11 protein-coding genes are annotated in these 13,459 nt (G+C 63.7%); 6 read left to right on the top strand and 5 right to left on the bottom strand.

Annotated features, from left to right (window positions below):
* The first annotated feature begins 36 nt into the window (after positions 1 to 36).
* The 6 genes from AQUI_RS0115740 (at position 37) to AQUI_RS0115715 (ending at position 7,303) form a co-directional block, all read left to right on the top strand.
* Complete coding sequence (locus tag AQUI_RS0115740) at positions 37 to 660, top strand: DnaJ domain-containing protein (protein ID WP_027258359.1); 624 nt, start codon at positions 37 to 39, stop codon at positions 658 to 660.
* 259 nt (positions 661 to 919) lie between these two features.
* A complete protein-coding gene (locus tag AQUI_RS0115735) occupies positions 920 to 1,288 on the top strand; it encodes a BLUF domain-containing protein (RefSeq protein ID WP_027258358.1) in 369 nt (122 codons plus the stop codon).
* Between the two features lie 390 nt (positions 1,289 to 1,678).
* Complete coding sequence (gene cobS, locus AQUI_RS0115730) at positions 1,679 to 2,665, top strand: cobaltochelatase subunit CobS (RefSeq protein ID WP_027258357.1); 987 nt, start codon at positions 1,679 to 1,681, stop codon at positions 2,663 to 2,665.
* Between the two features lie 195 nt (positions 2,666 to 2,860).
* Entirely contained in the window at positions 2,861 to 4,738 is a 1,878-nt protein-coding gene (gene cobT, locus AQUI_RS0115725) for a cobaltochelatase subunit CobT (RefSeq protein WP_027258356.1), read from the top strand.
* Positions 4,739 to 5,096: 358 nt separating this feature from the next.
* Positions 5,097 to 6,887, top strand: coding sequence for an aminopeptidase P family protein (locus tag AQUI_RS0115720; RefSeq protein ID WP_027258355.1), 1,791 nt, complete (start codon positions 5,097 to 5,099; stop codon positions 6,885 to 6,887).
* Between the two features lie 74 nt (positions 6,888 to 6,961).
* Positions 6,962 to 7,303: a DUF427 domain-containing protein gene (locus AQUI_RS0115715; protein ID WP_027258354.1), complete on the top strand. Its 342-nt coding sequence runs from the start codon at positions 6,962 to 6,964 to the stop codon at positions 7,301 to 7,303.
* 223 nt (positions 7,304 to 7,526) lie between these two features.
* Here the strand turns inward: AQUI_RS0115715 and AQUI_RS0115710 are convergent, their stop codons facing one another.
* The 5 genes from AQUI_RS0115710 to lpxC all read right to left on the bottom strand — a co-directional run bounded on the left by AQUI_RS0115710 (position 7,527) and on the right by lpxC (position 13,395).
* The gene (locus AQUI_RS0115710) at positions 7,527 to 7,718 is read right to left on the bottom strand and encodes a hypothetical protein (RefSeq protein ID WP_027258353.1); all 192 of its coding nucleotides are present in this window, start codon (positions 7,716 to 7,718) and stop codon (positions 7,527 to 7,529) included.
* Positions 7,719 to 7,925: 207 nt separating this feature from the next.
* Entirely contained in the window at positions 7,926 to 9,608 is a 1,683-nt protein-coding gene (locus AQUI_RS0115705) for a chloride channel protein (protein ID WP_027258352.1), read from the bottom strand.
* A gap of 87 nt (positions 9,609 to 9,695) precedes the next feature.
* On the bottom strand, positions 9,696 to 11,345 hold the full coding sequence (gene recN, locus AQUI_RS0115700) for a DNA repair protein RecN (RefSeq protein ID WP_027258351.1): 1,650 nt from the start codon (positions 11,343 to 11,345) through the stop codon (positions 9,696 to 9,698).
* A gap of 27 nt (positions 11,346 to 11,372) precedes the next feature.
* On the bottom strand, positions 11,373 to 12,221 hold the full coding sequence (locus tag AQUI_RS0115695; protein WP_027258350.1) for an outer membrane protein assembly factor BamD: 849 nt from the start codon (positions 12,219 to 12,221) through the stop codon (positions 11,373 to 11,375).
* Between the two features lie 238 nt (positions 12,222 to 12,459).
* The gene (gene lpxC / locus AQUI_RS0115690; RefSeq protein WP_027258349.1) at positions 12,460 to 13,395 is read right to left on the bottom strand and encodes a UDP-3-O-acyl-N-acetylglucosamine deacetylase; all 936 of its coding nucleotides are present in this window, start codon (positions 13,393 to 13,395) and stop codon (positions 12,460 to 12,462) included.
* Positions 13,396 to 13,459 lie beyond the last annotated feature (64 nt).

The following is a 13,459-nucleotide window of genomic DNA, read 5'->3' as shown; positions in this document are numbered from 1 at the left end:
CCGAGTCGAACAGATGCGTCTAGAAGGTGCGCCCCCATGAGCAAGTCCGATCCCTTTGGCTTTGATATGTCCATCCGCTCAGCCAAAAAGAAGAACCCGCGCGGACGCCGGGCCGCCACCGGCGCGTCCGAAACTTCCGTCCGGCAGTGCGACAAAGACGGCTGCGAGGAAGCCGGCAAGTTCCGCGCGCCCAAGGCGCCGGATGTGCTGGATGATTTCTACTGGTTCTGCCAGGAGCACGTGCGCGAATACAATAACGGCTGGAACTTCTTTGAAGGCACCACCGAAGCCGAACTGAACGCGCAGCAGTCCAAGGACAAAGTCTGGGAACGCGAAACCAAGCCGATGGGCGACCCGGAGGCGCGCGCCTGGGCCCGTCTCGGCATTGAGGACCCGCATCAGGTGCTGGGCGTCAACGCGACGCAAAACCCCGGGCGTGCCGCCAAGGCGGGCCGCCGCCTGCCGCCCACCGAGCGCCGCGCGATCGAGATCCTGGAAGCCAAGGACGACTGGACCAAGGCTGATATCCGCAAGGCGTATAAAAAGCTGATCAAGGTGCTGCACCCCGACATCAACGGTGGTGACCGCAGCCAGGAAGAGCAGCTGCAAGAGGTCATGTGGGCCTGGGACCAGATCAAGGACAGCAAAAGCTTCAAATAAGCGGCCGGAACACGGATGCGCAAAGAGCGGCCAGGGGCCGCTCTTTTTTTACCGAAGGCGCCCTCAGGCCACGGCAAGGCAAGCGCCAGGGGCCAGGCAGCTATCCTTTGGGTCAGGCGGCCGCGATTTTGCGACCGCTGCAGCGGGGTATCTATCCTTCTGCAGGCAGGCGGAACGAGCAACTCGCGCTTAAATTGAAGTTATCAACAGCGCCTAAGCCAGCAGCCTCCGCTGCACCGGCCCCAACAGGAGACAGCCCATGCACCGCCTCACCCTCACCGCCCAGCTGACCGCCGGTACCAGCCATCAGCAGATCGCCCAATTCATCAGCCGGAACCGCCCGGCGTTCCGCGATGGCGGCGCCACCGGCATGATGATCCGCAGCGGAGAAGAGGTGCACTTCATCCTGGAAGGGCCGGAAGCCGCCTTGCAGAACACCGTCAGCCAAGCCAAGTCCAGCCCTCTGTTCGTGTCTGCTGACGTCACCGGAGCGATGCCCATCCGCTCCCGCGCCTTCGACAAAATCTACCTATCCTATGCCAAGGCTGAGCACCTCGCCAGCGCAATGCGCCGCGAAGTCGCCATGCTGACCGGGCTGGCGTTCAGCAGGCAGGCGCTTGCCGCCTGACGCCCTGCACCAGCCGGCCCGCGCGCCGTGTCACGGGAAACCGCCTCAGGACAGGCTGCTATGGGCGGTCTTTCGCCGAAATCTTAAAATAGACTTTTTATTTCTTTGACGTGTGCTGCCACGACCGGCTACCCAAAGATGTGCCGGCCGCAGCCTACCCCCCAAAGCTCAGCAAGAGCCGGCAAAACGCGCCCCCCGCTGCCCGGCTGGGGGCGCTGTGCGTAAGATAGGGCGCTGCCCGCCTTTCCCTTCCCGCCCGTCCAGATCCGGAACAATCGCAACCTCAGCTGGTTTGCTGCATTACTTTCCCTTGCCCTTGCCCGCCAGATCAGGCACCAATCCCGCGAATTGACCCCTGACAGCAGGGAAGAGGGATAAGGATCGACTGCGATGACCGACGGCTTTGTGGATATGGATGCGAAACCGACCGAAACGATTTCGGTCCGCGATGTGTTCGGGATCGACACCGACATGACGGTCAGAGGCTTTGCCGAAGGCTCGGAGCGGGTGCCGGCAATCGACCACACCTACAAGTTCGACCCGGAGACCACGTTGGCTATCCTGGCAGGCTTCAGCCACAACCGCCGTGTGATGATCCAAGGCTACCACGGCACCGGCAAATCGACCCACATCGAGCAGGTCGCCGCCCGTCTGAACTGGCCCTCCGTGCGTGTAAACCTCGACAGCCACATCTCGCGGATCGACCTGATCGGCAAGGACGCGATCAAACTGCGCGACGGCAAGCAGGTCACTGAGTTCCACGAAGGAATCCTGCCCTGGGCGCTGCGCAATCCGGTTGCCATCGTGTTTGACGAATACGATGCGGGCCGCGCCGACGTGATGTTTGTGATCCAGCGGGTTCTCGAACATGACGGCAAGCTGACCCTCTTGGACCAGAACGAGATCATCACCCCAAACCCGTTCTTCCGCCTGTTTGCAACTGCCAACACCGTCGGCCTGGGCGACACCACCGGGCTGTACCACGGCACCCAGCAGATCAACCAGGCCCAGATGGACCGCTGGTCGCTGGTCTCGACCCTGAACTACCTCAGCCATGATGCCGAGGCCGCGATCATCCTGTCCAAGGCACCGCATTACAACACCGCAGATGGCCGCAAGACCATCAGCCAGATGGTGACCGTTGCCGACCTCACCCGCACCGCCTTCATGAACGGCGATCTGTCGACCGTGATGTCGCCGCGGACCGTGATCAACTGGGCGCAGAACGTCGAGATCTTCCGCAACGTGGGCTATGCCTTCCGGCTGTCATTCCTGAACAAATGCGACGAGCTGGAGCGCCAGACCGTGGCCGAGTTCTACCAGCGCTGTTTTGACGAAGAGCTGCCGGAAAGCGCCGCGAGCGTTTCGCTGGGCTAATCTGTGACGTGCCGCCCGGCCATTAGGCCGGGCAGCGCCCGTCCCGCCCTCCGTCATTCCGGAGGCGTGCTTTCAGCACGACGGGGCGGGCACACCGCTTCCCACCCCGCCGGGCCGGGCGCTGCCCTCACCGCAGCTGACCCACTGGACTTTCCCAAAAAGAGGGGGGATGCTCACAAGGGACTAGGTGCGACCATGAAAAAGCCGAACGACAACCCAGCCGATCCGTTCAAGAAGGCGCTGGCTGAAGCCACCAAGGTGATGGCCAACGACCCGGAACTGTCGGTCAGCTATACCGTTGACCCCTCGGGGCTGTCGGGTGACTCAATGCGGCTGCCGCAGGTCTCGCGCCGGATGAGCCGCGAAGAGGTGCTGCTGGCCCGCGGCACCGCCGACGCACTGGCGCTGCGCCACAAATTCCACGACGATGCCACCCACGCCAGATACGTCCCGCAGGGCGAAATGGCCCGCGATCTTTATGAGGCGATGGAAACCGCCCGCTGCGAGGCGATGGGCGCGCGCCATATGCCGGGCACCGCGTCGAACATCGACGTGAAGATCCGCAACGAGTCGATCCGCCGCGGTTATGACCAGATGAAATCCTCCTCCGAGGCGCCGCTGGCGGCCTCGGCCGGCTATCTGATCCGCCATCTGGCCACCGGGCGCCCGCTGCCCGAAGGGGCCTCCAACATCATGGAATTGTGGCGCGGCTTCATCGAAGCCCAGGCCGGCGGCACGCTGGAAAATCTGGACGAAACCATTGCCGATCAGGCTGAATTTGCCAAACTGGCCCGGCAGGTGATCTCCGACCTCGGCTATGGCGACCAGCTCGGCGATGACCCGGATGAGCTGGACGACGACGCCAACGATGAGGCCGAGGACAACGCCGAAGAGCAGGATGATCCGGATAGCAGCGGCCAGGACGACTCCGAGGACGAACAGGCCGACGCCAGCCCCGAGCAATCCCAGGAACAGCAGCAGGACGAGAGCCAGGCCCAGGTCTCGATGGACGAGATGGCGGATGATGAATTCGCCGAGGACACCGAAATGCCCGACGGCGAAGCGCCGCTGGAGCCGCCCGCCCCGCCGCCGGCCTCCGAAGCTGATCCGGACTACAAGGTGTTTCAAGACAGCCACGACGAGGAAATCGCCGCCGAGGACCTTGCAGAGCCTGCCGAACTGGAGCGGCTGCGCGCCTATCTCGACCAGCAGCTGGAGCCGCTGAAGGGCGCGGTATCCCGCCTGGCCAACAAGCTGCAGCGGCGCCTGCAGGCCCAGCAGAACCGCAGTTGGGAGTTTGACCTGGAAGAAGGCACGCTGGACGCCGGCCGTCTGGCCCGGGTTGTCGCCAACCCGACCACGCCGCTCAGCTTCAAGCGCGAGAAGGACACCGAATTCCGCGATACCGTGGTGACGCTGCTGCTGGACAACTCCGGTTCGATGCGCGGACGCCCGATTTCAATCGCGGCGATCTGCGCCGATGTGCTGGCGCGCACGCTCGAGCGCTGCAACGTGAAGGTCGAGGTTCTGGGCTTCACCACCCGTGCCTGGAAAGGCGGGCTGGCCCGCGAGGCTTGGCTGAACGACGGCCGCCCGCAGCAGCCCGGACGCCTCAACGATCTGCGCCATATCATCTACAAAGGCGCGGACGCCCCGATGCGCCGGACCCGGACCAACCTGGGCCTGATGATGAAAGAGGGCCTGCTGAAGGAAAACATCGACGGCGAGGCGCTGGAATGGGCGCACCGGCGGATGACGGCCCGGCAGGAGGCGCGCAAGATCCTGATGGTGATCTCGGACGGCGCGCCAGTGGATGATTCGACGCTCTCGGTTAACCCGGCAAACTACCTGGAAAAACACCTGCGCGATGTGATCGCAATGGTGGAGCGGCGCAAGCAGGTGGAACTGCTCGCCATCGGCATCGGCCACGACGTGACCCGCTATTACGAGCGCGCGGTGACGATCACGGACGTGGAGCAGCTGGCCGGCGCAATGACTGAGCAGCTGGCAGCGCTCTTCGACAGCGACCCGCGCGCCCGCGCCCGCGTCATGGGCATCAAACGCGCCGGCTGACGTCAGCCCTCTCTTTTCAGCCAAGAGCGCCCTCCCGCGCCTTTGGCCAGCATCCAGGATGCTGGCCAATGGCCTTGGGCGTGGCCGTGCGCTGACGCGCGCGGCGGCACCGGATGCGGAGCATCCGGTGCCCGGCCCAACGGGCCGAAGGGCATTCCAAAATGCCCTGAGACCGGGCGGGAGCCCCCCGCTTGCCCTGTGCCGCAAGGTCTGCAGCAAAGCCATGCCGTCAGGCTTGCCAGCAGCAGGGCGATTTGGGACAAGAAGGGGCGCGTGCGTTGGCCCGCGCCTTTCCTTTGCAGCGCCGCCGGAACAGTCCCGCTCCGTGCCGCCCCGCCCTCAATCAGGAGTGTTGCCCATGTATCAGAGCTTCGATGTGACTGCCCGCCCGGAACAAGGCCCGCCACGGCTGGCGGCGCTGCGCAAGGAGCTGGTGGCAGAAGGATTGGACGGTTTCCTGGTGCCGCGTTCCGACGCGCATCAGGGCGAATATGTGGCACCGCACGATGAGCGCCTCTCCTGGCTCACCGGCTTCACCGGCTCAGCAGGCTTTTGCGCAGTGCTGCAAGAGAAGGCCGGCGTCTTCATCGACGGCCGCTACCGCACCCAGGTGAAGCGTCAGGTCGCCGCAGACTATACCCCCGTTCCCTGGCCCGAAGTGCAGCTAGCTGGCTGGTTGAAGCAACAGCTCCCCCAAGGCGGTAAAGTTGGGTTCGATCCCTGGCTCCATGCTGCGGGTCAGATCACTTCGCTCACCAAAGAGCTGAAAGGCAGCGGCATCACCCTAGCGCAATGCGAGAACCTGGTGGACCGGATCTGGCAGGATCAGCCCGCACCGCCGATGCAGCCGGTTGCGGCACACCTGCTGGATTACGCGGGCGAAAACACTGCAGACAAATGCGCGCGGCTGGCCAAAGACTTGCGCGATGCGGGCCAGGCGGCGGCGGTCATCACGCTGCCCGACAGCATCATGTGGCTGCTGAACATCCGCGGCGCGGATGTGGCCCGCAATCCGGTGGCGCATGGCTTTGCCATTCTGCACGACGACGCCCGGGTGGACCTGTTCATCGCTGCGGAAAAGCTGGCCGGCCTGCAGGACCATTTTGATACCTCCGTCACGGTTCATGCTCCCCAGGACTTCCTGAAGGCCACTGCGGCGCTCAACGGCTCCGTCGCCGCAGACTCCGGCACCGTGCCGCAGATCGTGGCAGAGGCGCTTGGCGACCGCATGATACCCGCGGGCGATCCCTGCGCGCTGCCTAAGGCGCGCAAAAACGCAGCCGAGATTGCAGGCAGCGCTGCCGCCCACCTGCGCGACGGGGCCGCGATTGTGGAGATGCTGGCCTGGCTCGACGCGCAGCCTCCCGGCACCATCACAGAGATTGAGGTGGTGAAGAAACTTGAAGCGCTGCGCAGCGAAGACCAAGCCCTGCGCGACATCAGTTTCGAGACCATTGCAGGCACCGGAGAGAACGGCGCGGTGATGCACTACCGGGTGACCGAGGAAACCGACACGCGGCTGGAAGACGGGCACCTCTTGGTGCTGGACAGCGGCGGTCAGTATCTCGACGGCACCACCGACATCACCCGCACCATCGCCATCGGCTCGCCCGGAGCCGAGGAACGCGACGCCTTTACCCGCGTGCTGCAGGGCATGATCGCCATGTCCCGCCTGCGCTGGCCCAAGGGGCTGGCAGGCCGCGATATCGAATGCATCGGCCGGATGCCGCTGTGGCTGGCAGGCCAGGATTTCAACCACGGCCTTGGCCATGGCGTCGGCGCCTACCTCAGTGTGCATGAAGGCCCGCAGCGGCTGGCACGCACCAGCCACGTGCCGCTGGAACCCGGCATGATCCTGTCGAACGAGCCGGGGTATTACCGCGAAGGCGCCTTTGGCATCCGGATCGAGAACCTTCTGGTGGTTGAACAGGCCCCGGCCCTTGACACCAGCGACGCAGAGCGCGAGATGCTGTGCTGGCGCACACTCACCTTTGCCCCCATTGACCGGCGGCTGGTGAACACAGCAATGCTGTCAGCCGCCGAGAAAGACTGGCTCGACAACTATCATCAAGAGGTTTCGGCAAAGACCGGACCGCTGCTCAGCCCCGCCGCAAAGGCGTGGCTTGATGCCGCAACCGCCCCCTTGTGACACTGAGGTGTTACATAGGCTGCTACATAGACTGAACCAACGACGACACGCACGAAGAGAATGGGAAAACACGCATGACCACTATCCGTATCCGCAAGGCCGAAGGCACCTGGACCGTCCGCTCCGGCGGCGCCGTACTGGGGGAAAGCTCCAATGCTTTGGAGCTGACGGAGGGCGATATGGATCCGGTCATCTATTTCCCGCGCGAAGACATCGCCATGGCCTTCCTGGACCGCACCAGCAAGACCGCCCAGTGCCAGCACAAGGGCGAGGCCAGCTATTTTTCGATCGCCAACAAGTCGTCTGTCACCGAAAACGCGGCGTGGAGCTATGAAGCTCCGGCTGAAGCGGCGGCTGAAATCAAGGGCTGCCTGGCGTTCGTGCTGAGCGACTCTGTAAAAGTCGAACAAGTCTAAGCCGGTTATCCGGTTTGCGGGGCCGTTTCACAGAACGCGCCGCATCCGGGCAGCAGGAACAGAGCGTCCCGTAAAAATCCCCCACCGGTGCCCTGGCGCCGGTGTTTTACGTTTGCGGGGAACCTGTTCCCGCGGCCTGATGCCCGCTGCAGCAACAGCCAGCCCGGTTCCGCAACAGGAGCCGGAACCGCTGTGGCAGCTATTGTGCCGCAAAGGCCGAGTTTCAGGCTAAAACGGCGCGGCTGAGGTTCAGCCTGGCTTCCTCCAGCGCATCACCTGCGCCAAGAATGTCCGTTTCGCGGGCGCATTGGATCGCATAGTTGATCACTGCTTCCAGCGCTGCCCGTTCGTTTGCCCGTTCGTCTGCCTTGTTGTTCGCACCAGCCTCTTGCGGGCCGATTTCGAAATTGCGCATGTTTCCCTACCGTTTGAGTAAGCTAAGCAATAATCCGCTTGCAATGTTGGTTCAGGCTCCGCTGCGGAGCAATGGATTTTTTAACTTAACCTTTACGTGTCACCGAATTCGCACAGATTCGGGGGCGGAATCAGAGTTTTTCCCCGTAGCAGAGGAGGATGCACCGGTCGGGATGCGGTGATCAGATACACACCATCACGGTCCCGCCTATCTGTGTTCCTCCGCTGCGGTTGCAGCCAAGGCACGGTTGTAGGCCTTTAACGCATCTACATGATACAGTGCGCCGATGATTTCCTCTGTGCCGCCCTCTTCCATCATCACAGGCAGAAAAGCCGCCTCTGCCCGCTCGAACACCGGCATCGCGGCCTCCAGTGACGCGGAAGCGCGGATGCACAGCCCCTCCTCAACCAGTGCTTGGCAGTCCTCCAGCGGCGCACAGCGGCTGTCGCCCATCGGACGCATCACCGCACCGGCCCGGATCAGCGCCAGCAGATAGGCCTGCGGCCCGGCTGCACAGTGAATGTTGCGCTTTTCCAGCTGGGTGAGAAAGAAGGACCGGTCCACCAGCCGTGAAGCCAGTGCGGTGGACATCGACACCGACACCATCACCGCCAGGCCGATCTGCCAGTCTCCGGTCAGCTCAAACACGATTAGCGTGGTGGAAATCGGCGCCCCCAGCACAGCGGCGGCAACAGCGCCCATGCCGGCAAAGGCATATAGCGTGTGGGTGCCGGATACATCCGGCAGCACGGCCGTCGCGATCAGGCCAAAGGCCAGCCCGGTCAGCGCGCCGATCATCAGCGACGGGGAAAACACGCCACCGCCCATGCGCCCGCCCATTGTGATGGCGACAGCCGCCGTTTTGACCGCGGCAAAGATCACCGCCTGCCCCAGGAGCAGCCCGCCGGTCAGTGCCAGCACCGTGGTTTCATAGCCGACGCCGATGATATGCGGATACCACACGGCAATGACGCCCAGCATCGCGCCAGAGACCGCAGGCCGCAGCCAGCGCGGCAGGTGCAAACGCTGCTGCACCGTATTGCCCACCTTTTCGGCAAAAAAGATCGACCGCATCAGCGCCACCGCCACCAGCCCGCAGATCAAGCCCAGGATCAAAAAGGCCGGCAGTTCCACGTAGAACTGCAGCGCGCCGGGGGTGTTCAGGGTGAATTCGGTGACATCGCCGTATTCGAGCCGGTTGATCACCGTACCGGCAACCGAAGCGACCACAATCGGCGCAAAGGCGTTGACCGAAAAATGCCGCAGCACCACCTCCATCGCAAACAACGCGCCTGCTATCGGCGCGTTGAAGCTGGCCGAGACACCCGCCGCCACCGCGCAGCCCAGAAGATCCCGACCGGTGATGCCATCGGCGTTGATCCGGTTGCTGACCCAGGTGGAGATCACGCCTGCCATATGCACCACCGGCCCTTCGCGCCCGGTGGAGCCGCCGGTGGACAGCGTGATGAAGGAGGCCAGCGCCGAGGCCAGCCCCTCCTTGTGTTCGACCCGCCCGTCATGCAGTGCGGCGCCTTCGATCACATCCGCGACCGAGCGCACCCGCCCGTCCGGTGTGAAACGATCAAGGATCAGTCCAACCACCAGCCCGCCGCCAGCGGCAATGGCAACCAGCACATACCAGGGCAGCGCCTGCGCATAGGAATGCAGATAATCAAGGTCCGGCGCGCCATAGATCCAGGCCTGCAGCGCCGTGATCCCCTTGCGGAAAAACAGCGCGGCAAAGCCTGCGGCGACGCCGATCAGAAGTGCGATCAGCCAGAACTGAAACTGGCTGGGGCCGCGGTGGCGCAGCACCCTCCAGAAGTCTTTCAGGCCTGCCAGCCATTGCACAAAAACTGCGGAAAGCGATGAACGGATTTCTTCTACCATAACCTGTCAGCGGGTCTTTTCATTTCAATGGCCTACAACTGGCATAAGCCGGTTAAAGAGCCCTCACCCGCCGCCCTGTTCCGGCAGCTATCCGGCCAGCAATGCGCGGGCCGCAGCACGGGCCTCTTCGGTGATGGTATCACCCGACACCATGCGGGCAAGCTCATCCACCCGTTCAGTGTCGGCCAGCGGCACCACCTGCGACAGCGTCATGCCATCCACCACCTGTTTGCGCACCTGCCAGTGATGGCCGCCAAGCGCTGCCACTTGCGGCGAGTGGGTCACCACCAGCACCTGGCCGCTGCTGGCCAGGCTGCGCAGGCGCCGGCCCACGGCATCTGCCGTCGCGCCGCCGACACCGCGGTCAATCTCGTCGAAAATCAAGGTCTTGCTGGCATCTTCGCCGCGCAAACAGACCTTCAGCGCCAGCAGGAACCGGCTAAGCTCGCCGCCCGAGGCGATCTTGTTCAAAGCCCCCGCAGGCGCGCCCGGATTGGTGGCAACGGTAAAGGCCACCGTGTCGGTGCCCTCCGGCCCTGGCGCACAATTGGAAAAGCGGGTTTCAAACACAGCGCGTTCCATCTTGAGCGGCGCCAGTTCGGCCATCACCGCCTGATCCAGCGCCGCAGCACTTTCGCGGCGGGCTGCGCTCAGCTGTTCTGCGGCTTGCGCATAGGACGCCTCGGCGGCTTTCAAAGCGGTCTCCTGATCGGCCAGATCCTGATCACCAGCATCCAGTGCCGCCAGCTTACTGCGCAGGGTTTCAGCATAGCCGGCCAGCTCCTCCGCCTGCACATCATGCTTGCGCGCCAGCCCGCGGATGGCAAAAAGCCGTTCTTCACAGTCCTCCAGCTCGCCCGGATTGAACTCCAGATGCCCCAGCACCTGCTCAACTCCGTCTTGGGCATCGCCCAGCTCGATCATTGCGCGGCTCAGGGCAGCCAAAGGCTCCTCCAGCCCGGTGCCGCTCTCCTGACCTGTCACCCCTTCCAGCCAGCGCTGCGCTTCGCCCATGGCGCCTTCGGCGCCTTCGCTCAGCAGCGATTGGGCGCGGGATATGTCGCCGCGGATGCGCTCAGCCGCCTGCATCTGGCGGCGGCGGGTGTCCAGCGCCTCGTCCTCGCCCGGCTGCGGGTCCAGCTTATCCAGCTCCCCCACAGCATGGCGCAGGAATTCCTCCTCGGCCCGCACAGCGTCCAATGCCGCCCGCGTGGCCTCTACAGTCTTGCGCGCTTTGACTGCACCGGTCCAAGCCGCCCGCACTGCGGCCAACAGCCCCTGCACGCAGGCATATTGATCCAGCAACGCCATATGCCCGCGCGGGTTCAAAAGCCCACGGTCGTCGTGCTGGCCGTGCAGCTCCACCAGGGTTTCCGACAGCGCCCGCAGCACTTCGCCCGAGCAGCGCCGGTCGTTGACCCAGGCCGTCTTGCGCCCCTCTGCGGTATTCACCCGGCGCAGGATCAGCGTCTCGCCGCCCGGCAGTCCGGCTTCTTCCAGGATCGCATGCGCCGGATGGCCCTCGGCCAAATCAAACTCGGCCAGAACTTCGCCCTGCGCGGCCCCCTGGCGCACCAGCTCGGCCCGCCCGCGCCAGCCCAGAACAAAGCCCAAGGAGTCGAGCAGAATGGATTTGCCCGCACCGGTCTCGCCGGTCAGCACATTGAGCCCGGGCTGAAAGTTCAGCTCCAGATGATCAATGATCAGGATATCGCGGATATCAAGCGCGCGCAGCATAGCCCCGCCTCCGTGCAGCAGCGGCCGTTACAGCCACTGCCCTTTGACCGTCTGACGGTAGATCTGGCTCAACCAGTTGTTGCCGCGGTCGCGCAGTTTAAGCCCGTTCGCAGTCAGCAGCTTATAGCTGCTGTCATACCATTCGGTGGACTGGAAGTTATGGCCCAGAATGGCGCCCGCGGTCTGCGCCTCGCTGGTCAGGCCCAGCGACAGATACCCCTCAACCAGCCGGTGCAGCGCTTCGGCTGTGTGGCTGGTGGTCTGGAAATCCTCAACCACCACCCGGAACCGGTTGATCGCAGATGTATAATGGCCCCGGCGCAGGTAATAGCGGCCGATCTCCATTTCCTTGCCCGCCAGATGGTCAAAGGCCAGGTCGAATTTCAGGATCGCAGAAGTGGCATATTCGCTGTCGGGATAGACCTCGATCACCGTGCGCAGCGCCTGCAGCGCCTGGAAGGTCAGCCCCTGGTCGCGACCAACCTCGTCGATCTGGTCATAATAGCTCAGCGCCAGAAGATACTGGGCATAGGCCGCATCTTCATCCGCCGGGTAGAAGTCGATGAACCGCTGCGCAGCGGCGCGGCTGTTCTCGTAATCCTTGGTGCTGTGATAGGCAAAGGCCTGCATGATCACCGCCTGCTTGGCCCATTCTGAATAAGGATACAGGCGCTCGATCTCGGAGAAGTAATAAGCCGCGTCCTTGGGCTGCTTCTCAGCCAGCTCGAATTCGCCGCGCTCATAGATCTGCTCTGGTGAGAAGGCCTCCAGAGACTCGCCCCGCTTGACCGCGCCGCCGTCTCCGCCGCAGCCCGCAAGGGCCGCCATCAGAAGGACCGCGCCGAGGGTTTTGGCTCCCGCCCTGATGCCGTTCATAGTGCCTAACCTCACCGTCTTTGACTTACGGGTGTGCGCCCCGGTTATGCCGTCTCTAGCATATTCAATTGGCGCGCAAAACGCCTTTCGCCACTTCCGCGTTCACTTGGCAGAGAAAGCGGGCAATGGTCAAGTCCGGCCTGCTGTTCCTGCTCCCGTCTGCAGCCCCTCTTCACGGGAAAAGACCCGGGACATTTGCGCCCCGGGCCAGTTTGCCGCTCGTTTCTGGTTTTTTGCCTTATGCCACGCACCGCTGTTCTGCCGGAATTTCCGACCAGATCAGCCCTTGTCCCGGCAGCCGCGCGGTCATCGCTGCATCGCAGGCGACGGCCCGGACCGCACCCGGCTCCGCAAACAGGGCACGCAGCAATGTGTTGGTCAGCGCATGCCCCGCGCGCTCGCCAACATACCGCCCCAAGATCGGCCCCCCAGCCAGTGCCAGATCCCCCAAAGCATCCAGCATCTTGTGGCGCACAGGCTCATCCGAATGGCGCAGACCCGCGCCGCTCTCAACCCGTTCCCCGTCAAACACAACAGCGTTTTCACCGGGCACACCGCCCAAGGCAAGGCCATTGGCCTGCATCGCTTCCACGTCTGCTTGGCGGCAGAAGGTGCGGCTGTCGCACAGCTCACGTGCAAAACTTCCGTTGCGCATATCCAGGACCTTGCTCTGACGGCCGATTGCGGCCTCGGCAAAGTCGATATGGAATTCAATGGTCAGCCGGTCGCTGGGCAGCAGGGTGGCGCGGGCGCCGTCCTTCTCGACTGTTACCGGCTTCAGAACCTCATATGCGGTGGCAGGCACGCCCTGCCGGCGCACGCCGTATTGCATGATGCCGCGCACAAACGGCGCCGAGGATCCATCAACGATCGGCACTTCCGGCCCGTCGATTTCGATCAGCGCGTTGTGCACGCCGCAACCGGCCAGGGCCGCCATGATGTGTTCTACGGTGGAAACGCTGACGCCCGAGGTGTTGATCAGCCGGGTACACAGCGGGCTGCGCTCAACCAGGTCCCAGCGCGCCGGAACCAGGGTGTTGCCCAATGCAATGTCGGTGCGCTTGAAAACGATGCCGTGCCCCGCCGGAGCCGGGATCAGGACCATGCGTGCAGGCTGGCCGGAATGCAGGCCGGGCCCTTCAAATGCTACCGATGCTTTGAGCGTATTCTGCACGTTGCGCCTCGTTCCACTGTTTCCGGCCTCATGGGGCCGTGTTGCGAACGAGAGTTAAGGTTTT

It is taken from the genome of Leisingera aquimarina DSM 24565 (assembly GCF_000473165.1).
In the GTDB taxonomy this organism is placed as follows: Bacteria; Pseudomonadota; Alphaproteobacteria; order Rhodobacterales; family Rhodobacteraceae; genus Leisingera; species Leisingera aquimarina.
Note: the sequence above shows the minus strand (reverse complement) of the source record. Positions and strands in the feature narration are given on the sequence as shown.